Below are 20,740 nucleotides of genomic sequence, written 5' to 3' on the forward strand. Positions count from 1 at the left end.
GCTCGGTTGCGTAGCAACCGCAAAATCTCGGGGCCGCTTCGCAGCCCAGCGGGAGCAAGCTCCCTCGCCACGGGGGCACCGCAGCCTCAGGAATTGTGTTCAGCTTTTTAGAGCTGTGGAGATTCCTGGTTAGGCTTGCTCTTGTCCACGCCCGGCACATGCAGGTTGCCCTCGGCCACCTGGTCGCCTTCGAGCTGTGGCTGAGTCACCCATGTGAGAATGTCGTAGTAGCGACGGATGTTCGCCACGAAATGCACCGGTTCGCCACCGCGGGCGTAGCCGTAGCGGGTCTTGCTGTACCACTGTTTCTGGGACAGGCGCGGCAGGATCTTCTTCACGTCGAGCCACTTGTTCGGGTTCAGTCCTTCCTTGGCGGCGAGCTTGCGCGCGTCGTCCAGGTGACCACTGCCCACGTTGTAGGCGGCGAGGGCGAACCAGGTGCGGTCCGGCTCCTCGATGCTCTCGTCCAGTTGCTCCTTCATATAGGCCAGGTACTTGGCGCCGCCCATGATGCTCTGCTTCGGATCGAGGCGGTTGGACACACCCATGGCCTGGGCGGTGTTCTGGGTCAGCATCATCAGGCCGCGCACGCCGGTCTTGGAGGTGACCGTCGGTTGCCACAGCGATTCCTGGTAGCCGATGGCAGCCAGCAGGCGCCAGTCGACCTTTTCCTTCTTGGCGTAGGTCTTGAAGTGTTGCTCGTATTTGGGCAGGCGTTGCTGCAGATGCTGGGCGAAGGTGGTCGCGCCCATGTAGCCGAGGACGTCGACGTGCCCGTAATAGCGGTCCTTGAGGCGTTGCAGCGTGCCGTTCTTCTGCACCTTGTCGAGGTAGGCGTTGATTTCGTTGAGCAGGCTGTTGTCTTCGCCGGGGCCCACCGCCCAACTCTGGCTGCGGGCATCGCCGAGGTCGAACGCCACGCGCACGTTAGGGAAGTACACCTGGTTCATCGCCACTTCGTTGGAATCCACCAGCGTCAGGTCGATCTGGCCTTCATCGACCATGCGCAGCAGGTCGACGACTTCAACCGCGTCGGATTCCTCGTATTCGATTCCCGGATACTGCTGTTTCAACTGCGCCAGCTGCTCCGCGTGGGAGCTGCCCTTGAGCACCATGATCTTCTTGCCCGCCAGGGCGGCCGCGTCGGTGGGGCGGGACTGGCCGTTGCGGTAGATGACCTGCGGGGTAACCTCCAGGTAGGCGTGGGAGAACCGTACCTGTTTCTTGCGCTGTTCGCTGCTGACCAGGCCCGCCGCGGCCAGCACCGGGCCATTGGGCTTGCCGACCTGGCTGAACAGGTCGTCGAGGTTGTCAGCGGTCTCGATCTTCAGCTCGACCCCCAAATCCTCGGCGAAGCGCTTCACCAGCTCGTATTCGAAGCCGGTCTCACCATTGCGATCCTGGAAGTAGGTGGCGGGGCTGTTCCGGGTAACCACCCGCAGCACGCCATCCTCCTTTACGCGCTCCAGTGTGTTGGGTTTCTCAACACAACCACTGAGCACCAGGAAGAGTCCGGTTGCGATCAGCCATCTGGCGTACCGCGGACGCAAAGCCGTTGGGGAAAACATCTGCGCAGTATACGCAAACGGCCTCGACCGCCATATATCGACAGCAAAAGGCCAGTCTGCTAGAGGTTGCAAAACGTGTCCGCAACACAGGCGGGCCGGCGTGCGGCGGCGGTTGCGCCAGAAAAAAATAACTCCGCTGAATTATCCCAATGACGCCTGGCTGCAGCCGTCCAAGGGATGACCGACGTCCGGCTGGCATCGCACGTAGCGTTTCGGGTGCCGTTGCCAGCGGTTTAGGCTAGAATGCACGGCCTCAAAGCACACCCCCTTCCCGAGGCTGTCCCGAAGATGTTGATCCTGCGCGGCGCTCCTGCCCTTTCTGCCTTTCGCCACAGCAAACTCCTTGAGCAACTGAACCGATGCGTTCCGGCTGTCAGTGGCTTGTATGCTGAATTCGCTCACTTCGCCGAAGTCACCGGCGGTTTGACCGGCGACGAACAGCAGGTGCTCGCGCGCCTTCTGAAGTACGGTCCCAGCGTTCCCGTCCAGGAGCCGACCGGTCGTCTGTTCCTGGTACTGCCGCGTTTCGGCACCATTTCGCCTTGGTCGAGCAAGGCCAGCGATATTGCGCGCAATTGCGGCCTGGCGAAAATCCAGCGTCTGGAGCGCGGCATTGCCTTTTATGTCGCCGGTGAGTTCAGCGAGGCCGAGGCCCAACTGATTGCCGATGGCCTGCATGACCGCATGACCCAGGTCGTTCTGGGCAACCTGGAGCAGGCCGCCGGCCTGTTCAGCCACGCCGAACCCAAGCCGCTGACCGCTATCGACGTGCTGGGCGGTGGCCGCGCCGCGCTGGAAAAAGCCAACGCCGAGCTGGGCCTGGCCCTGGCCGAAGACGAGATCGATTACCTGGTCGACGCCTTCCAGGGCTTGCAGCGCAACCCGCACGACATCGAACTGATGATGTTCGCCCAGGCCAACTCCGAGCACTGCCGCCACAAGATCTTCAACGCCAGTTGGGACATTGACGGCCAGAGCCAGGAAAAAAGCCTGTTCGGCATGATCAAGAACACCTACCAGATGCACAACGAAGGTGTGCTGTCGGCCTACAAGGACAACGCGGCGGTGATCGTCGGCAACGTTGCCGGTCGCTTCTACCCGAACCCTGAGACCCGTCAGTACGGTGCGGTCCAGGAGCCGGTGCACATCCTGATGAAGGTCGAAACCCACAACCACCCGACCGCCATCGCCCCGTTCCCGGGCGCGTCCACCGGTTCCGGTGGCGAGATCCGCGACGAAGGCGCTACCGGCCGTGGCGCCAAGCCCAAGGCCGGCCTGACCGGCTTCACCGTGTCGAACCTGCAGATCCCGGGCTTTGAACAGCCGTGGGAAAAGCCTTACGGCAAGCCTGAGCGCATCGTCAACGCCCTCGACATCATGATCGAAGGCCCGCTCGGCGGGGCGGCATTCAACAACGAATTCGGCCGTCCGGCCCTGACCGGTTACTTCCGTACTTTCGAGCAGTCCATCACCACCCCGCGCGGTGAAGAGGTTCGTGGCTATCACAAGCCGATCATGCTCGCCGGCGGCATGGGCAACATCCGCGCCGAACACGTACAGAAGGGCGAGATCCTGGTCGGCTCCAAGCTGATCGTCCTCGGCGGCCCGGCCATGCTGATCGGCCTGGGTGGCGGCGCAGCGTCCTCCATGGCCACCGGCACCAGCTCGGCGGACCTGGACTTCGCCTCGGTCCAGCGCGAAAACCCGGAAATGGAACGTCGCTGCCAGGAAGTCATCGACCGTTGCTGGCAGCTGGGCGAGCAGAACCCCATCAGCTTCATCCATGACGTCGGCGCGGGCGGCCTGTCCAATGCCTTCCCGGAGCTGGTCAACGACGGCGGTCGTGGTGGTCGCTTCGAATTGCGCAACATTCCGAACGACGAGCCGGGCATGGCCCCGCACGAAATCTGGAGCAACGAATCCCAGGAACGTTACGTCCTGGCGGTCGGCCCGGCCGACTTCGAGCGCTTCAAGGCGATCTGCGAGCGTGAGCGCTGCCCGTTCGCGGTCGTCGGCGAAGCCACCGCCGAGCCGCAACTGACCGTCACCGACAGTCATTTCGGCAACAGCCCGGTGGACATGCCGCTGGAAGTGCTGCTGGGCAAAGCCCCGCGCATGCACCGTTCGGCCGTCCGCGAAGCCGAGCTGGGGGATGATTTCGATCCGTCCACCCTCGACATCGCCGACTCCATCGAGCGCGTCCTGCATCACCCGGCCGTGGCGAGCAAGAGCTTCCTGATCACCATTGGCGACCGCAGCATCACCGGCCTCGTGGCGCGCGACCAGATGGTCGGCCCATGGCAGGTGCCGGTGGCCGACGTGGCCGTGACCGCCACCAGCTTCGACGTCTACACTGGCGAAGCCATGGCCATGGGCGAACGTACGCCGCTGGCGCTGCTGGACGCTCCGGCGTCGGGCCGCATGGCGATCGGCGAGACCCTGACCAACATCGCGGCCTCGCGCATCGGCAGGATCTCCGACATCAAGCTGTCGGCCAACTGGATGTCCGCCGCCGGCCATCCTGGTGAAGACGCCCGCCTGTACGACACCGTCAAGGCTGTCGGCATGGAGCTGTGCCCCGAGTTGGGCATCACCATTCCGGTGGGCAAGGACTCCATGTCCATGGCCACCCGTTGGAACGATGAAGGCGTGGACAAGAGCGTGACCTCGCCGCTGTCGCTGATCGTGACCGGTTTTGCCCCGGTCACCGACATCCGCCAGACCCTGACCCCGCAACTGCGCATGGACAAGGGCACCACCGATCTGATCCTGATCGACCTGGGCCGTGGCCAGAACCGCATGGGCGCCTCGATCCTGGCCCAGGTGCATGGCAAGCTCGGCTCGCAAGCGCCGGACGTCGACGATGCCGAAGACCTGAAGGCGTTCTTCGCCGTGATCCAGGGCCTCAATGCCGACGGTCATCTGCTGGCTTACCATGACCGTTCCGATGGCGGCTTGCTGACCACCGTGATGGAAATGGCCTTCGCCGGCCACTGCGGCCTGAACCTGACCCTGGACAGCGTGGCCGAATCGGCCAGCGAAATCCCGGCCATCCTGTTCAACGAAGAACTCGGTGCGGTGATCCAGGTTCGCCAGGACGCCACCCCGGATATCCTCGCCCAGTTCAGCGCCGCCGGCCTGGCCGAGTGCGTCTCGGTGATCGGCCAGCCGATCAACAATGCCCACATCAACATCACCTTCAATGGCGACACCGTCTTCGAAGGCCAGCGCCGCCTGTTGCAGCGCCAGTGGGCCGAGACCAGCTACCAGATCCAGCGCCTGCGCGACAACGCCGACTGCGCCGAGCAGGAATTCGACGCAATCCTGGAAGAAGACAACCCGGGCCTGAGCGCCAAGCTCAGCTACGACGTCAACGACAACGTGGCCGCGCCTTACATCAAGAAAGGCATTCGCCCGCAAGTGGCGGTCCTGCGCGAGCAGGGCGTCAACGGCCAGGTGGAAATGGCCGCGGCGTTCGACCGCGCCGGCTTCAACGCGATCGACGTGCACATGAGCGATATCCTCGCCGGCCGTGTCGACCTGAACGACTTCAAGGGCATGGTCGCTTGCGGCGGCTTCTCCTACGGCGACGTGCTGGGTGCCGGTGAAGGCTGGGCCAAGTCGGCGCTGTTCAACAGCCGCGCCCGCGACGCGTTCCAGGGCTTCTTCGAACGCACCGACAGCTTCACCCTCGGCGTGTGCAACGGTTGCCAGATGATGTCCAACCTGCACGAGCTGATTCCGGGCAGCGAGTTCTGGCCGCACTTCGTGCGCAACCGCTCCGAGCAGTTCGAAGCGCGCGTGGCGATGGTCCAGGTGCAGGAGTCGAACTCGATCTTCCTGCAGGGCATGGCCGGTTCGCGCATGCCGATCGCCATTGCCCACGGCGAAGGCCATGCGGAATTCGAAAGCGAAGAAGCATTGCTTGAAGCCGATCTGTCCGGTTGTGTGTCGCTGCGTTTTGTCGACAACCATGGCAAGGTCACCGAAACCTACCCGGCCAACCCGAACGGCTCGCCACGCGGGATCACCGGCCTGACCAGCCGCGACGGCCGCGTCACGATCATGATGCCGCACCCGGAGCGAGTGTTCCGCGCAGTGCAGAACTCGTGGCGTTCGGACGACTGGAACGAAGACGCGCCATGGATGCGCATGTTCCGCAACGCGCGCGTCTGGGTGAACTGAGGCGGTGTACAAGCTCTGCTTCTTCGTCCCGGCCAGCCATGTGGACGTGGTCAAAAGCGCTGTATTCGCCGCCGGTGGCGGACGGATCGGCGCGTATGACCACTGCGCCTGGCAAGTGCTGGGCCTGGGCCAGTTTCGCCCCTTGGACGGCAGCCAGCCGTTCATTGGCGAGGCGGGGCACGTCGAGCAGGTCGAGGAATGGAAGGTGGAGCTGGTAGTGGCCGACGGGTTGATCCGGCCCGTGGTGGAGGCGCTGAAACAGAGCCACCCCTACGAGACACCGGCGTATGAAGTGTGGCGCTTGGAGGATTTCTGATCCTCTTCACGCCGAAATGAAAAACCCGCTGATTGATTCAGCGGGTTTTTTATTGGCTGCGATTCGGTGTACGCGAATCCCGTGGCGAGGGAGCTTGCTCCCGCTCGGCTGCGTAGCAGTCGCAAAAAACCGGGGCCGCTGCGCGACCCAGCGGGAGCAAGCTCCCTCGCCACGGGGGGGTGTCACAGGTTAGGTGTTGAGTGTCTTCAGGCCCCATCGCGAGCAGGCTCGCTCCCACAGTGGTTTTGTGGTGTTGCAGATATTCGTGACTCACACCGTACCCTGTGGGAGCGAGCCTGCTCGCGAAGAGGCCAGAACAGACACCAGGAATCTAAGCCTTGACCCCAGCCTTGGGGTTCACGATCACCGCCTCCAACGCCCGCCACACCCCCGGCGCTTTTTCCCCCAGCAACAAATGCCACACGCCATCCTCCAGCGCGCTGACCCCCTGGCAGCCAAGCGCTTTTAGCTGGCTTTCCGACAATCCCTTGCCATCGGACAATTGCACCCGCAACCGGCTCATCGCCACGCAATCGAGTTGCACCACGTTGTGATTGCCGCCCAAGGCATCCAGCCATTTCTGTGCTTCGACAGCGCCGACCTGTGGTGACGGTTCAACGCTATCCAGTACAGCGACGGGGGCCGTCTGTTCGGAGGAGGGCAACGCCTGGCGGATTTCATCGGCGATGCTATCCGCCATCGGCCCGACCACCACCTGCAAGCTACCGCCATAGCCCGGGCGAACCACGGCCATGGCGCCGAGGGCCTTGAGTTGGGCGTCGGACGCCTTGTTGCGGTCCACCATGTCCAGGCGCAGGCGAGTGGTACAGGCGCCGACGGTGATCAGGTTGTCGGCACCGCCCAGCGCCTGGATGTAGGCTGCGGCTCGCTGGTTTTCGGCGATGACCGGTTTGTCGCCCGCCGGCACCTCTTCACGCCCGGGGGTCTTGAGGTCGAAGCGGCGGATGCAGAAGTCGAACACCAGGTAATAGATCAGCGCATACGCCAGGCCAACCGGGACGACCAGCCAGCCGTTGGTGGATTTGCCCCAGCCCAGCACCATGTCGATGAAACCACCCGAGAAGGTGAAGCCCAGGTGAATGTCCAACAGGTTGGTCACCGCCATCGACAGACCGGTGAGCAACGCGTGGACCAGGTACAACAGCGGCGCAAGGAACATGAAGGCGAATTCGATCGGCTCGGTGACGCCGGTCAGGAACGAGGTCAGCGCCATCGACAGCAGGATCCCGCCCATCACCTTGCGCCGCTGGGGCAGGGCGTTGCGGTACATCGCCAGGCACGCGGCGGGCAGGCCGAAGAGCATCACCGGGAACATGCCGGTCATGAACTGGCCGCCTTTGGGGTCGCCGGCGAAATAGCGGGTCAGGTCACCGGTGACCACCGCGCCGGTCGCCGGGTCGGTGAAGCTGCCGAAGATGAACCAGGCCATGTTGTTGAGGATGTGGTGCAGGCCGGTGACGATCAGCAGCCGATTGAACACGCCGAACACGAACGCGCCGAAGCTGCCGCTGGCCATCAGCAGTTCGCCGAAGCCGTTGATGCCATGCTGGATCGGCGGCCAGATCAGGCCGAACACGACGCCCAGGCCCACGGCGCTGAAACCGGTGACAATCGGCACGAAACGCCGGCCGCCAAAAAACGCCAGGTACTCCGGCAGCTTGATGTCCTTGAAGCGGTTGTACAGCGCGCCAGCCAGCAGGCCACTGATGATCCCGGCGAGCATGCCCATGTTGATGGTCGCGTCGAGTACCTTCAGCGTCGCGATCATGACCAGGTAGCCGATCGCCCCGGCCAGCCCGGCGGTGCCGTTGTTGTCCCGGGCGAAGCCCACGGCAATGCCGATGGCGAAAATCAATGCCAGGTTGGCGAAGATCGCCTGGCCGGCGTCGTGAATGATCGCGATATTCAACAGGTCCGTGTCACCCAGGCGCAACAGCAGGCCGGCAATCGGCAGGATCGCGATCGGCAGCATCAGCGCCCGGCCGAGGCGTTGCAGCCCTTCGATGAAATGCTGGTACATGGCGTCTCTCCTTTTTGTTGTTGTTCGACGTGGCTCAGCCCAGAGGCCAGTGTTGGTGACAGGCCTGGCGCACAGCGGCGGCGCTCGGCAGATTCAGCAAATCGCTACTGATGCGGCGGCATTGGGCAGCGTCGAGGTGGCGCACGCGGTCCTTGATTTCACCAATCTGTGGCGGGCTGACCGATAGCTCCCGTACGCCCAGCCCGATCAACACCGGTGTCGCCAGGGGATCGGAAGCCAGGGCGCCACACACGCCGACCCAGCGTCCATGCCTGGCCGCGCCGGCGCAGGTCTGGGCGATCAGCCGCAACAGCGCCGGGTGCAGGGCATCGACCCGGGCGGCGAGGCCGGCGTGGTCGCGGTCCATGGCGAGGGTGTACTGGGACAGGTCGTTTGTGCCGATGGACAGGAAGTCCGCGTGCTCGGCCAGTTGCTCGGCGAGCAGGGCGGCGGCCGGCACTTCGATCATCACCCCCAGATGCGGACGCTCGCCCAGGCCCAGCTCGGTGCCCAAGGCATCAAGGCGCTGGCGGATGTGCAGCAGTTCGTCGACTTCGGTGATCATCGGCAACAGGATCCGGCAGCGATTCAACGGACGGGTCTGCAGCAGGGCGCGCAACTGTTGGTCGAGCAATTCCGGGCGCACCTGGGCCAGGCGTATGCCGCGCAGGCCGAGCACCGGGTTGGCTTCGGCCGGCAGCGGCAGGTAATCCAGCTGCTTGTCGCCGCCGACATCGATGGTGCGGATGATCACCGGCCTGTCGCCCATGGCATCCAGCACGGCTTGATAGGCCTGGCGTTGCTCGTTTTCGTCGGGGGCCGTGTGACGGTCGACAAAAAGAAATTCCGTGCGCAACAAACCGACGCCGTCGGCGCCGTTGGCGAAGGCCTCGCCCGCTTCGGTGCTGGAAGCGACGTTGGCGGCGATTTCGACATCGACCCCATCAACGGTTCGCGCCGGCGTGTGGGCGAGGGACTGATGCCAGGTGCGCAGGGCGGCGCGTTGGGCTTGTGCTTGGCGGACCTGTGTCAGGCGCTCGGCGCTGGGCGTGAGTTCGAGGCGGTCATTGTCAGCGTCCAGCACCACCGTTCGCCCCGGCGCCTGTTCGAGCAGGGCCTCGCCCAACGCCACCAGGCAGGGCAGGCCTTTGCCCCGGGCCAGGATCGCCACGTGGGACGTCGCGCCGCCTTCGGCCATGCATACGCCGGCCACGCCTTGAGCGCAGAGTTGCAGCAGGTCCGACGGCGTCAGCTCCTGCGCGGCGACAATCGCGCCCACCGGCACGTCGAATTGCCACGCTTCACCGAGCAAAACACGCAGGACACGTTGGCGCAGGTCGTGCAGATCATTGGCACGCTCGGCCAGCAACGTGCTGCCCAATTGCCGCAGCACTTGGCACTGCACGTCGATGGAGCGGCTCCAGGCGTGGGCCGCCGCGCAACCCTGATCAATGGAAAGGTAAGCGGCGTCCAGCAGGACCGGGTCTTCCAGCAGCGCCAGATGAGCGCTGAAAATCGCCTGCTCATCCGCGTGGTGCCGGGCCTTGGCGTTTTCCAACGTAACACCGATGTCGCGGCTGACCTGCTCCAGGGCTTGGCGCAGCCGCTGTCGTTGTTCCTCAACGTCGTGACCACCGGGGTCCTCGGGCAATTGAATGCCCTCCAATCGAACCAGCGGGCCGGTGACCAGGCCGGGTGCGGCGCAGACACCGTGCAGCACGCCATCCTCGGCGGCATGGTTCGGCGCCTGGACCCGTGGCGTGTCGGCGTGAACCTCTTCGGCCAAGGCTGTGGATAATGTCTTCAACAACGCTTGCAACGCCGCTTCGGCATCGCTGCCGCGGCAACTGACATGGACTTCGGCCTGCTCGGTGATTGCCAGGCCCATCATGCCCATCACGCTGTCGCAGGGCGCCGAGCGGTCGCCGAAATGCAGGTGCGAGCGGCTCTTGAAGCGTTGCGCCGTCTGACGAACCAGGGCGGCGGGGCGGGCGTGCAGGCCACCTCGATGGACGATGCGGATCTGGCCCGACACTTCGATGCCGACCTGCGGTTCATCGCTGCGGGTTTCGCCCGCCGCCCGGGCGACGATGTGCAGCAAGGGCTCGCCGACCTTGACCGCTTTGAGGGTGATGGGCCGTGCCTGGAAGCGCTCGCCATTGGTGATGACCAGCAGGCTCACCAGGCTTTTGCAGCGCAGTGCCACGCGGTCCAGGTCATAGCGCAGCAACGCCTGCCCGTTGCTGACCCGGGCGCCTTGCTTGACCAGCATCGAGAACCCGTCGCCCTGCAAATCGACGGTATCCAGCCCCAGGTGCAGCAGCAGTTCGGCGCCGTTGTCGGCCCGCAGGGTCACGGCGTGGCCGGTGCGAGCGACGTGGATCACCTCGCCGTCACAGGGCGCGTAGAGCGTGTCGTTCAGTGGATCGATGGCAATCCCGTCGCCCATCGCGCCGCTGGCGAACACCGCGTCCGGGACGTTGGCGAGGGTGAGCAGCGGACCGCTGAGCGGGGCGCTGAGGGTCAGCTCTTTATTGTTATTGGGCATGGGCTCGCTCTCTTTGAAATCGGGTTGGCCTTGCGTTAAAAGACGCCGTCGGCTCAGTGGGTTCGGGTGACCTTGCTCAAGTGCCGTGGCTGGTCCGGATCCAGGCCTCGGGCCACGGCCAGCCGGGCGGCCATGCCATAAAAGCTCTGGATCGCCAGGATCGGGTCCAGGGCCGGGTGTTCGGCGCGGGACAGGGTCAGGTCGCGTTCGGCAATGTCATCGGGGGCGGCCAGCAGCACCCGCGCGCCGCGTTGGCGCATGTCGGCGGCCAGGCTCAACACGCCGGCCTGCTCGGCTCCCCGCGGAGCGAAGACCAGCAGCGGATAGTGTTCGTCGATCAGCGCCATCGGCCCGTGACGGACTTCGGCGCTGCTGAAGGCCTCGGCTTGAATCGCCGAGGTTTCCTTGAATTTGAGCGCCGCTTCCTGGGCGATGGCGAACCCGGCGCCACGGCCGATCACCATCAACCGCGTACAGTCGCGCAGCGCCTCGACGGCCGGGCTCCAATCCTGGCGCGCGGCGTCGCGCAAGCCTTCGGGCAACGCGCGGCCAGCCTCCAGTAACTCGGAATCGTCCTTCCAGTGCGCCACCAGCCGCGTGCTGGCGCTGAGGGTGGCGATGAAACTCTTGGTCGCGGCGACGCTGTTTTCGACGCCGGCGCACAGCGGCACGCTGAATTCACAGGCAGCCTCCAGCGGCGAATCCTCGGCGTTGACCATCGCCACGCTCAGCGCGCCACGCTTGCGCAACAGACGCAGGCTGTTCACCAGGTCGGGGCTCTGCCCGGACTGGGAAAAGGCAAAGGCCACCTGGCCGCTGACCTTGAGCGGCGCCTGTTGCAGCGTTACCACCGACATGGGCAACGACGCCACCGGCAAGCCCAGGTGCTGCATGGTCAGGTAGGCGAAGTAACTGGCGGCATGATCGGAACTGCCCCGGGCGACGGTCATCGCCACTTGCGGCGGCTGGCGGCGCAGGCGCCCGGCGATCTCCAGCAGGGCTGGATCCAGGCGCTGCAACTGGCGCTCGACGGCATCGGACGAGGCGAGGGCCTCTTCAAGCATTCTGGAAGACAATGGCTTCTCCTTCGACCATCACATCGGTCAGATTCAGGGAACGGTCAAAGCGCACACAGTCGGCCCAGGCGCCGGGGTGCAGGCGTCCGCGTTCGGGCAGGCCGAGGTAATCGGCGGGAAATTGCGACAGGCGTTGCGAGGCTTCGGCGATGGGCAGGCCGATTTTCACCAGGTTGCGCAGGGCCTGGTCCATGGTCAGGGTGCTGCCGGCCAGCGTGCCGTCGGCCAGCCGCACGCCGCCCAGGCATTTGGTCACGGTGTGGCTGCCCAGCTTGTATTCGCCGTCGGGCATGCCGGCGGCGGCCGTCGAGTCGGTGACGCAATACAGGCACGGAATCGAACGCAGGGCCACGCGCATGGCGCCGGGGTGTACGTGCAGCAGATCCGGGATCAATTCGGCATATTGCGCGTGGGCCAGCGCCGCGCCGACGATGCCCGGTTCGCGGTGATGCAGCGGGCTCATGGCGTTATACAAATGGGTAAAACTGCTGGCCCCGGCGGCCAGCGCCGCGACGCCTTCTTCGTAGCTGCCGAGGGTGTGGCCGATCTGCATGCGCACGCCGCGGGCGCTGAGGGCGCGGATCAAGGCATCGTGCCCGGCGATTTCCGGCGCAATGGTGATCACCCGGATCGGCGCCAGGGCGAGATAAGCCTCCACTTCCGCCATCAACGCGGTGTGGGCGAAATTCGGTTGGGCGCCCAGTTTTCCGGGGTTGATATAAGGCCCTTCCAGATGCACGCCGAGCACCCGCGCGCTGCCGCCGGGCCGTTGTTCGCAGTATTCGCCGAGGGCCTTGAGCACACCGGCGATTTCTTCGCTTGGTGCAGTCATGGTGGTGGCGAGCAGCGACGTGGTGCCGAAGCGCACGTGGGTGCGGGCGATGGTCTCGAACGCCGTCGCGCCCTCCATGATGTCCTTGCCGCCACCGCCGTGCACATGCAAGTCGATGAAGCCGGGCAGCAGATAGGGCAGGTCGTTGCTCGCCGGGTCGCAGGGCTGGCCTTCGATGGCCGCGACCTTGCCGTGTTCGTGGAACAGGCGGCCGCGTATCCAGCCGTTGGCGGTGAGGATGTTGTCTTCGGACATGGGAATTCTCTGGTCTCTAGCGCCGCAGCTCGGCGACAAAGTCGTAGTAGTCGTTGCGGCAATAGGTGTCGGTGACTTCGATGGGCGTGTTGTCTTCCAGGTAGCCGACCCGCGTCATCAGCAACATCGCAGTACCGGGGGCGATGCCCACCAGGGCGGCGAATTCATCGGAAGCGTTGATCGCCTGGATGTGTTGCAGCGCGCGAACGACCGGTTTGCCAATGCCATCGAGGAACTCGTACAGCGAATCGCCCACCGCCTGTGGCTTGGGAATGATCGATGCCGGCAGCGTGCTCATTTCAATCGCCATGACCGTGTCATCGGCCTTGCGCAGGCGCTTGAGCCGCGCGACTTTGTCGGTGGGCGACAGGCCCAGGCGGATCAGTTCTTCGTGGGTCGGCGGGGTGATCTCGCGCTCAAGCCATTGCGAACCGGGCACGAAGCCCTTGAGCCGGAGCATCTCGCTGAAGCCGCTGAGGCGTGACAGCGGTTGCTCCAGGCGCGGGGTGATGAACGTGCCCGAACCCTGGTTGCGGCGGATCAGGCCTTGTTCGAACAGCACTTCCAGTGCTTTGCGGGCGGTAACCCGGGAGATGCCCAGTTGTTCGCTGAGGCTGCGCTCGGACGGCATTGCCTGCTCGGCTTTCCATTGGCCAGCGTGGATGGCGGCTTCCAGGTTGCGGGCCAGTTGCAGGTAGAGCGGGGTGGGTTGGGTATCGTCAGGGCGCAGGGTCTGGATGTCGTTCATGGGGGTGTCCGATGCGGTTTTTGTGGGCGTTGTCGCTCGGTAAGTTGGGTGGAAGCTAATACCACTTGAATACCATGTCAACGTGGGATCTGGTTGGTTCTTGGGCGTTTATGGGGTGTTTCGAGGGGGTTGGCTTTAAGTGGTATTAGAGGGCGGGGGAGGGTGCGTGAGCGTACGGCGTTGGGTGGTGGTTTCAGGAGGGCAGTGGTATGCATGGGTTGTAAATTAGGGGATTTGATATTTATTTTTTTTGCGACCGGGGGGGCGGCGTGTATATCCGTTGCTGCGGTAACGGCTGCTTAGGGTTCCGCCCTTACGGCGGCTCACTTTTAAGAGGCGCAAAAGTAAGCAAAACGCCTTTGCCCCACCACTTGGTGCCTCGCTGAGGCTCGGCATGCCCTCACTCCGGCCTTGCTCCGTGGGCCCGCCGCGAAGGGCCGTCCCTGGCCCAGCGCGGCTACCTCGGCATCCTTGCCGAGGTGCCCACTGCGCAACGCCTGCGTTCGGCCAGCGTGGTTAACGGGGCGCTGAGATCAAAGTCAAAAACACAGCAAGAGCAAGAGCAAGAGCAAGAGCCGGCCTGTCTTTGGCGGTGGTACTTCGATCCATCCGGCATCTGTGGGAGCGAGCCTGCTCGCGAAGGCGGAGTGTCAGTTGATGAAGATGTCGGCTGTGCCGGCCTCTTCGCGGGCAAGCCCGCTCCCACAGGGGCTGTGGCGTACGCAAAATTTGTAGCTGCTGAAGATCGAATGTGGGAGCGAGCCTGCTCGCGAAGACGGAGTGTCAGTCAATGAAGATGTTGGATGTACCGGCCTCTTCGCGAGCAGGCTCGCTCCCACGGTGTGGTGTGGCGTACATAGATTCTGCGGTTTCCTGAAAATCCAGTGTGGGAGCGAGCCTGCTCGCGAAGGCGGAGTGTCAGTCAATGAAGATGTTGGCTGTACCGGCCTCTTCGCGAGCAGGCTCGCTCCCACAGGAGAAATGCGATTCCATCAAGAGTCAGGTCGGCTTCAGGCCGCCTCGTGGCGGACGTTGATTTCGGCGCCCCGTTAACCACGCTGGCCGAACGCAGGCATTGTGGAGTGGGCATCCCGGCATGGATGCCGGGATAGCCGCGCTGGGCCAGGGACGGCCCTTCGCGGCGGGCCCACGGAGCAATGCCGGAGTGAGGGCATGCCGAGCCTCAGCGAGGCACCAAGTGGTGGGGCAAAGGCGTTTTGGTTACTTTTGCGCTTCTCAAAAGTGACCCGCTGTAAAAGCGGAACCATTACTGGCCGTGACCGCAGCAAAGGATATGTACCCCCATTCAACTCCAAAAAACTACCCGAACTCTGTGGGAAACATCCCTGATCAGATGGTTGGTCTGTCAGACGCCCCGAAATTTCCGACATGTTTTTAAGGTTGTCCCTCGGAAGTGAGAATTCTAGTTTCAGGAGTCGCGTTTATTTAGTGTGCAGAGATTATGAATCCCGTTAACGGTTACGTCCTTTCAAGCGCCTTGGATGTGCTAGTCAAAAGCCCGCTAATTCATGCTGATGACGCTGCGCTAGTGAGCGCGGCTACAGCGGTCTGGTATTCCAATTTGGATCTGACGAGCACAACCCAAGCTTTTCTCGGCCGGCATACCGAAGAAATAGAAATTCGTCGTGCCGGTTATTTGCTGGAACGATTTACTCGTTTTTCATGCGTAACGGACGCTCGTGCATCTGATGTTTTTAAAGCCCTTGAACTTTTTTGGCTTTCGACGCCGAAGCGAGCTGTAACTTCGAAGAGTCAAGTTGCGCTTCGAAAACGGCGGGATGAACTGGCTCTTTCCTGGGGGTTGAGTGAGGGGCTTGGCTTGAAAATACAAACCTTGTTGCCCTACCAGACCCGACACTATGAAGCTCAGCAGCGTGCAACCATTCTTTAATCTTGTGTTCTTGCAGGGCTATGTGGGCGAGCCCGCTCGCGAAGGCGATGTCACAGCCGATGAAGAAGTTGGCAGTGCCGGCCTCTTCGCGAGCAGGCTCGCACCCACAGGAGAAATGCGATTCCATCAAGAGTCAGGTCGGCTTCAGGCCGCCTCGCGGTGGACGTTGATTTCGGGCGCCCCGTTAACCACGATGGCCGAACGCAGGCATTGTGGAGTGGGCATCCCGGCATGGATGTCGGGATAGCCGCGCTGGGCCAGGGACGGCCCTTCGCGGCGGGCCCACGGAGCAATGCCGGAGTGAGGGCATGCCGAGCCCAGGCGAGGCACCGAGTGGTGGGGCAAAGGCGTTTTGCTTACTTTTGCGCCTCTTAAAAGTGAGCCGCTGTAAAAGCGGAACCATTACTGGCCGTGACCGCAGCAATGGATATGTACTCAATTCAACTCCCAAAAAGACTACCCGGAATTTTGTGGGAAACATCCCGGATCAGATGGGTGGTCTGTCAGACGCCCCGAAATTTCCGACATGTTTTTAAGGTTGTCCCTCGGAAGTCAGGCAGCTAGCCTCAGGGTGTCGCTGCCAATTCAGCGACTCGGATTTGACCGTCCGAATTAATAAGGCGCGTCAGCGCTCCAAGGCCTATTTCAGGCGTTTTTCCTTCGTCTGAGGTATCGTGTCGCGGCGGCTGTGCGTGGGACGTCTTCGGACGTGCCGGTTTGCCTTATTCCCGGTCGGTCAACCCGCGTACAGCTGCCACTTTTTTGTTTGACCGCGAAGGGTGGTGGCTCCGTCAAAAATGAGGAGTTGCAAATGATCAAAGAAACCCCAAACCCGCCAAACCCCGCCGACCGCGCTATGGACCAGAATCCCAAGCCGGACGACAGCGACTCAGAACCCCAACCGTCGACCCAACTGTTCAACGTGACGGACTGCATCGACACCGAAACCCTGCTAGCCAACCTCAGCGAAACCCTGGCCTCGGCCAATGCAATGCTCAGCGACCTGGCATTCAATCTGGAAGGCTCACGACGGCACGTGGCATTGGGAGTGGTGCAGATGATAGAGCTAGGGGAGTTGCTGACGAACAAGGCCTTGGATCGAGTCGAGCTTCGGACTTGATGCCATAAGGAATGGCCTCATCTCTAGCACGATGCGGGAACGCCAGGCCCCCTGTGGCGAGGGAGCTTGCTCCCGCTGGGTTGCGCAGCGACCCCAAGGCCAGCAACTCAATCTGCCTGATACACCGCGCTGTCGGGGCTTGGGGCTGCTGCGCAGCCCAGCGGGAGCAAGCTCCCTCGCCACAGGGAAAAGGGGTTACGGGCGAATCTCGATCATCGTCCCATCCGGCACCAGGTTCCACACCTCACGCATATCCACATTGCGCATGGCGATACAGCCATCGGTCCAGTCCAGCGTATGGAACAACTGCTCAGGGTTCTCCTCCGAATCCGGCGTGCCGTGGATCATGATCATTCCCCCCGGCTCCACGCCTTCGCGGCGGGCGCGGGCGGCGTCGCTGATGTTGGGGTAGGAAATGTGCATCGACAGATAGAAGCGCTCGCTGGTCTTGCGCCAGTCCAGCCAGTAGAAACCCTCGGGGGTGCGCTTGTCGCCTTCGATCAGCTTGGGGCCTTTCTTGGCGCCCTTGCCCAGGGAGATGCGATAGGTCTTCAGCGGCTTGCCGTCGTTGATCAACTGCAATTGATGGGCGGACTTCAGCACCAGGACTTTTTCAATGACCTTGCCGTTATAGGTTCCCACGGCGGCGGCTTGGGACACAGCGGTGAACGACAGGCAGAACAGGACAAGCAACCAGCGCATTAAAACGATATCCCTAGAGGTGTCGCGACTATATTGGATTTCAAGTATTGGCAGGCTGGGCCAGCGGCGGTATCGACTCGGATCGCACCGGGAAATCCTCGGCCCGTCGGTCCGCGTAAAAGTATTCCAGGGTACGGCCCACCGTGCGGAAAGCCAGCTCGTCCCACGGAATCTCGGTTTCTTCGAACAGCTGCACTTCCAGGCTCTCGGGCCCGGCGGCAAAATCCATGTCGACCAGCTCTGCGCGGAAGAATACATGCACCTGGCTGATGTGCGGTACGTCGATCAGCGTATAGATGCTCAGGTTTCGCACCCGGGCGCAGGCTTCCTCGGCGGTTTCACGGACGGCGGCCTGCTCGACGGTCTCGCCGTTTTCCATGAAGCCCGCCGGCAACGTCCAATAACCGCGGCGCGGTTCGATGGCGCGGCGGCATAAAAGGACTTTGCTACCCCAGGTCGGTACACATCCGGCAACGATATTGGGGTTCTGGTAATGGATGGTGTGGCAGGTGTCGCAGACGAAGCGCAGGCGCGAGTCGCCCTCGGGTATGCGCTGGGTCACCGGGTTACCGCACTGGCTGCAGAATTTCATGCTTGGATTCCTGGAGGCTGCGCCTATCTTGGCGTGTGCGGGCGGGTATCGGCAAGTTGTCGTTTCGCGACATGACGTGGTCCCGGGGCTTGGGCCGCTTGGCTGATTGGTGCATGATGCTAGGCAGCGAATAAATCGAGAAGTCTCATGCTGGACGAGCTACTGCATCGAGTAAGCAACCATACGCCGCGCGATCTGGAGACCGACCGGCGTTTCCCTGAAGCGGCGGTGCTGGTGCCGATCACCCGCAGCGACGAGCCGGAACTGGTCCTGACTTTGCGCGCCAGCGGGCTCTCGACCCACGGCGGCGAAGTGGCTTTCCCCGGCGGGCGCCGCGACCCGGAAGACCCGGACCTGATCTTCACTGCCCTGCGCGAAGCCGAAGAGGAAATCGGCCTGCCGCCTGGCCTGGTGGAAGTGATCGGCCCTCTCAGCCCGCTGATTTCCCTGCATGGCATCAAGGTCACCCCCTATGTCGGGGTGATTCCCGATTACGTCGAGTACCAGGCCAACGATGCCGAGATCGCCGCGGTCTTCAGCGTGCCGCTGGAGTTTTTCCGCAAGGACCCGCGCGAACACACCCACCGCATCGATTACCAGGGCCGCAGCTGGTACGTGCCCAGTTATCGCTTCGGCGAATACAAGATCTGGGGCCTGACGGCGATCATGATCGTCGAGCTGGTCAACCTGCTCTACGACGCGGGTATCGACCTGCACACACCGCCCAACAGTTTCATCAATACCTGACGCCCCGAGGACTTCCATGAAATACCGCCTGGGCGATGCCCGTGTCGAAACCCACCCACAGAGCTGGGTCGCGCCCAACGCCACGCTGGTGGGCAAGGTCCGCCTCGAAGAAGGCGCCAACGTCTGGTTCAACGCCGTGTTGCGCGGCGACAACGAACTGATTCTGATCGGCAGGAACAGCAACGTGCAGGACGGCACGGTGATGCACACCGACATGGGCTTCCCGCTGACCATCGGCACCGGCGTGACCATCGGCCACAACGCGATGCTCCACGGCTGCACGGTGGGGGACTACAGCCTGATCGGCATCAACGCGGTGATCCTCAATGGCGCGAAGATCGGCAGGAATTGCATCATCGGCGCCAACTCGCTGATTGGCGAAGGCAAGGAGATTCCCGACGGTTCGCTGGTGATGGGCTCGCCGGGCAAGGTCGTGCGCGAGCTGACCGAGGCCCAGAAGAAGATGCTCGAAGCCAGCGCGGCGCACTATGTGCACAACTCGCAGCGTTATGCCCGCGACTTGGTCGAGCAAGAACAATGAACCCGGCCGAACGTCCGGTTCCCTCGCCCTGCGTGAACATCTGCGCGCTGGATGATGACGACATCTGCACCGGCTGCCAGCGCACGGTGGCGGAAATCACCCGCTGGAGCCGGATGGACAATGAAGAGCGGCGCGGCGTCCTGGCGTTGTGTCATGAACGGGCCAAGGCCAGTGGGTTGGTGTGGATGTTGCCGGCAAAACCTTGATTGTGATTACGCCTCTGTGGCGAGGGAGCTTGCTCCCGCTGGGCCGGTCCGACGCTTCGGGCGCAGCGGCCCTGAAACCAGACAACCCGGTACTACAGGCAGATTGAGTTGCATGTTTTGGGGCCGCTGCGCGACCCAGCGGGAGCAAGCTCCCTCGCCACAAAAGCATTCACAACGCTTTAGCTGCTCGCCGCCCCAGCCACCAATCCAATCCCACCACCCCCAGCGCGATCCCGACAAACCCCGCCAATATCCCCCCGGCGTTGATCAGTACCTGTGGATAACCCAGAGTCGCCACATCAATGAAAGGGTAGGGGTAGGCCGCCAGCAGATTGCCACGCAGCAGGATATAACCGAAGTACACCAAGGGATAAAGCATCCACAGCCCGATGTGGCGCAGGCGCAAGCTGCCCTTGGGCACGCAGAACCACCAGTAGCCGATGAACAGCACGGGCATCACGTCGTGCAGCAGTTCGTCGGCGATAAACTGCCAGCCTTCGGGTTGCCAGAGATGGCGCAGCAGCAGGCTGTAGGCCAGGCCGACCAGGGCAATGCTCACGGCGATGCCGCTGCATACCGCTGGCCCGAGGAACCAGCGCCGCGCCGCTGAATCGCGGTGGGTCAGTTCGAAGCTCAGCACCACGGCCACCAGCGTGTTGGTCAGCACCGTGAAAAAACTGAAGCAATTCACCAGCCCGCCCAGCAGGCTCGCGCCCAGCTCCCAACGCCCGAGCAAGATCAGATACAACTGGATGCTCAGTCCCGCCCAGCCAAGCAGTGCCGCCATCGACACGAAACCGCGTCGAAGGGGAATTCCAACGCCCACGACTCAGACCGGCCGTTTCGTGCGCATCAGCTTGATGTACAGGCGCTCGACTTTTTCCCGCGCCCACGGCGTCTTGCGCAGGAAGGTCAGGCTCGACTTGATGCTGGGGTCGCTCTTGAAACAGCGGATATCGATGCGTTCGGCCAGGCCCGACCACTCGTAGTGCTGCACCAGGGCATTGAGGATCTGCTCCAGCGTCACGCCGTGCAGTGGGTTGTCGTTGTGTTCGGTCATGAAGCCTGTACGCCAGGTAAGTGATATGCCGCGCACCTTAGCCGAGGTGCCGTTCGGGTGGAAGCGCCGCGCTTTGAAAGCAATGGCCGCGTCGTTGAAGCCCGTTTGACTGTTACCGAATCCGAAAGGATCCATGTTGGTAAAAGCGCTTTCTCTATTTGTAACAGAACATTATCCTTGCGCAGCCAGCTGAAACGCTTCTCCTGCCGCGCCAGAGCCTTTGCGTTTGTTCAATCCTTAAAAAAAGATCAAGAAACCCCTCTTTATGTTTGATGTTCAGACTCTTCCAGA

Annotated in this window: 19 protein-coding genes; 8 read left to right on the forward strand and 11 right to left on the reverse strand. The window is 62.9% G+C overall.

Translation table 11 applies throughout. The features are described 5' to 3' along the window. Positions 1-107: 107 nt before the first annotated feature. The gene (gene mltF / locus M1E16_RS05055; protein ID WP_305496550.1) at positions 108-1,568 is read right to left on the reverse strand and encodes a membrane-bound lytic murein transglycosylase MltF; all 1,461 of its coding nucleotides are present in this window, start codon (positions 1,566-1,568) and stop codon (positions 108-110) included. Positions 1,569-1,856: 288 nt separating this feature from the next. Here mltF and purL point away from each other — a divergent pair, with 288 nt between their 5' ends. Both purL and M1E16_RS05065 read left to right on the forward strand, forming a co-directional pair. Then, positions 1,857-5,753: a phosphoribosylformylglycinamidine synthase gene (gene purL, locus M1E16_RS05060; RefSeq protein WP_458129338.1), complete on the forward strand. Its 3,897-nt coding sequence runs from the start codon at positions 1,857-1,859 to the stop codon at positions 5,751-5,753. 4 nt (positions 5,754-5,757) lie between these two features. Next, the gene (locus M1E16_RS05065) at positions 5,758-6,069 is read left to right on the forward strand and encodes an NGG1p interacting factor NIF3 (RefSeq protein ID WP_458129339.1); all 312 of its coding nucleotides are present in this window, start codon (positions 5,758-5,760) and stop codon (positions 6,067-6,069) included. A 331-nt stretch (positions 6,070-6,400) separates the two neighbouring features. Here the strand turns inward: M1E16_RS05065 and nagE are convergent, their stop codons facing one another. From nagE to M1E16_RS05090, 5 genes are read right to left on the reverse strand one after another with little or no spacing between them, the layout of a single operon-like run. Next, a complete protein-coding gene (nagE, locus tag M1E16_RS05070) occupies positions 6,401-8,110 on the reverse strand; it encodes an N-acetylglucosamine-specific PTS transporter subunit IIBC (protein ID WP_458129340.1) in 1,710 nt (569 codons plus the stop codon). A 34-nt stretch (positions 8,111-8,144) separates the two neighbouring features. Then, entirely contained in the window at positions 8,145-10,658 is a 2,514-nt protein-coding gene (gene ptsP, locus M1E16_RS05075; protein WP_458129341.1) for a phosphoenolpyruvate--protein phosphotransferase, read from the reverse strand. 53 nt (positions 10,659-10,711) lie between these two features. Beyond that, positions 10,712-11,734, reverse strand: coding sequence for an SIS domain-containing protein (locus M1E16_RS05080; RefSeq protein WP_458129342.1), 1,023 nt, complete (start codon positions 11,732-11,734; stop codon positions 10,712-10,714). Continuing rightward, positions 11,715-12,821, reverse strand: coding sequence for an N-acetylglucosamine-6-phosphate deacetylase (gene nagA / locus M1E16_RS05085; RefSeq protein WP_458129343.1), 1,107 nt, complete (start codon positions 12,819-12,821; stop codon positions 11,715-11,717). Before nagA ends, M1E16_RS05080 begins: the two co-directional genes overlap by 20 nt. 16 nt (positions 12,822-12,837) lie before the next feature. Continuing rightward, complete coding sequence (locus M1E16_RS05090) at positions 12,838-13,569, reverse strand: GntR family transcriptional regulator (RefSeq protein ID WP_305496537.1); 732 nt, start codon at positions 13,567-13,569, stop codon at positions 12,838-12,840. Between the two features lie 1,462 nt (positions 13,570-15,031). Here M1E16_RS05090 and M1E16_RS05095 point away from each other — a divergent pair. After that, positions 15,032-15,481 (forward strand): hypothetical protein, encoded by a 450-nt coding sequence (locus M1E16_RS05095; protein ID WP_458129344.1) that lies wholly within the window; start codon positions 15,032-15,034, stop codon positions 15,479-15,481. A gap of 144 nt (positions 15,482-15,625) precedes the next feature. Here the strand turns inward: M1E16_RS05095 and M1E16_RS05100 are convergent, their stop codons facing one another. Then, positions 15,626-15,826, reverse strand: a complete 201-nt coding sequence (locus tag M1E16_RS05100) for a nucleoid-structuring protein H-NS (protein WP_458130386.1) — start codon at positions 15,824-15,826, stop codon at positions 15,626-15,628. 466 nt (positions 15,827-16,292) lie between these two features. On the opposite strand from M1E16_RS05100, the gene M1E16_RS05105 reads away from it, so the two are divergent. Next, positions 16,293-16,601 carry a DUF6124 family protein gene (locus M1E16_RS05105; RefSeq protein ID WP_458129345.1) on the forward strand — a complete coding sequence of 103 codons (309 nt, stop codon included), beginning with the start codon at positions 16,293-16,295 and terminating at the stop codon, positions 16,599-16,601. A 195-nt stretch (positions 16,602-16,796) separates the two neighbouring features. Here M1E16_RS05105 and M1E16_RS05110 read toward each other — a convergent pair whose 3' ends face one another. Together M1E16_RS05110 and M1E16_RS05115 are read right to left on the reverse strand one after the other, a co-directional pair. After that, complete coding sequence (locus tag M1E16_RS05110) at positions 16,797-17,303, reverse strand: L,D-transpeptidase family protein (protein ID WP_305496533.1); 507 nt, start codon at positions 17,301-17,303, stop codon at positions 16,797-16,799. 40 nt (positions 17,304-17,343) lie between these two features. After that, positions 17,344-17,895: an NUDIX hydrolase gene (locus M1E16_RS05115; protein WP_434625850.1), complete on the reverse strand. Its 552-nt coding sequence runs from the start codon at positions 17,893-17,895 to the stop codon at positions 17,344-17,346. A 147-nt stretch (positions 17,896-18,042) separates the two neighbouring features. Here M1E16_RS05115 and M1E16_RS05120 point away from each other — a divergent pair, with 147 nt between their 5' ends. From M1E16_RS05120 to M1E16_RS05130, 3 genes are read left to right on the forward strand one after another with little or no spacing between them, the layout of a single operon-like run. Beyond that, complete coding sequence (locus tag M1E16_RS05120) at positions 18,043-18,642, forward strand: CoA pyrophosphatase (RefSeq protein WP_434569685.1); 600 nt, start codon at positions 18,043-18,045, stop codon at positions 18,640-18,642. 16 nt (positions 18,643-18,658) lie between these two features. Then, on the forward strand, positions 18,659-19,183 hold the full coding sequence (locus M1E16_RS05125; protein ID WP_305496527.1) for a gamma carbonic anhydrase family protein: 525 nt from the start codon (positions 18,659-18,661) through the stop codon (positions 19,181-19,183). Beyond that, positions 19,180-19,389: a DUF1289 domain-containing protein gene (locus M1E16_RS05130; RefSeq protein ID WP_434569683.1), complete on the forward strand. Its 210-nt coding sequence runs from the start codon at positions 19,180-19,182 to the stop codon at positions 19,387-19,389. The genes M1E16_RS05125 and M1E16_RS05130 overlap by 4 nt, the downstream gene beginning before the upstream one ends. 169 nt (positions 19,390-19,558) lie before the next feature. Here M1E16_RS05130 and M1E16_RS05135 read toward each other — a convergent pair whose 3' ends face one another. Both M1E16_RS05135 and M1E16_RS05140 read right to left on the reverse strand, forming a co-directional pair. Continuing rightward, on the reverse strand, positions 19,559-20,176 hold the full coding sequence (locus M1E16_RS05135; protein WP_434674506.1) for a Pr6Pr family membrane protein: 618 nt from the start codon (positions 20,174-20,176) through the stop codon (positions 19,559-19,561). Between the two features lie 42 nt (positions 20,177-20,218). Next, positions 20,219-20,449 carry a VF530 family protein gene (locus tag M1E16_RS05140; protein WP_434569681.1) on the reverse strand — a complete coding sequence of 77 codons (231 nt, stop codon included), beginning with the start codon at positions 20,447-20,449 and terminating at the stop codon, positions 20,219-20,221. A gap of 57 nt (positions 20,450-20,506) precedes the next feature. On the opposite strand from M1E16_RS05140, the gene M1E16_RS05145 reads away from it, so the two are divergent. Beyond that, positions 20,507-20,722 carry a hypothetical protein gene (locus M1E16_RS05145; protein ID WP_458129346.1) on the forward strand — a complete coding sequence of 72 codons (216 nt, stop codon included), beginning with the start codon at positions 20,507-20,509 and terminating at the stop codon, positions 20,720-20,722. Positions 20,723-20,740: the final 18 nt, after the last annotated feature.

The sequence above is a fragment of the Pseudomonas sp. Z2-11 genome (assembly GCF_054161305.1).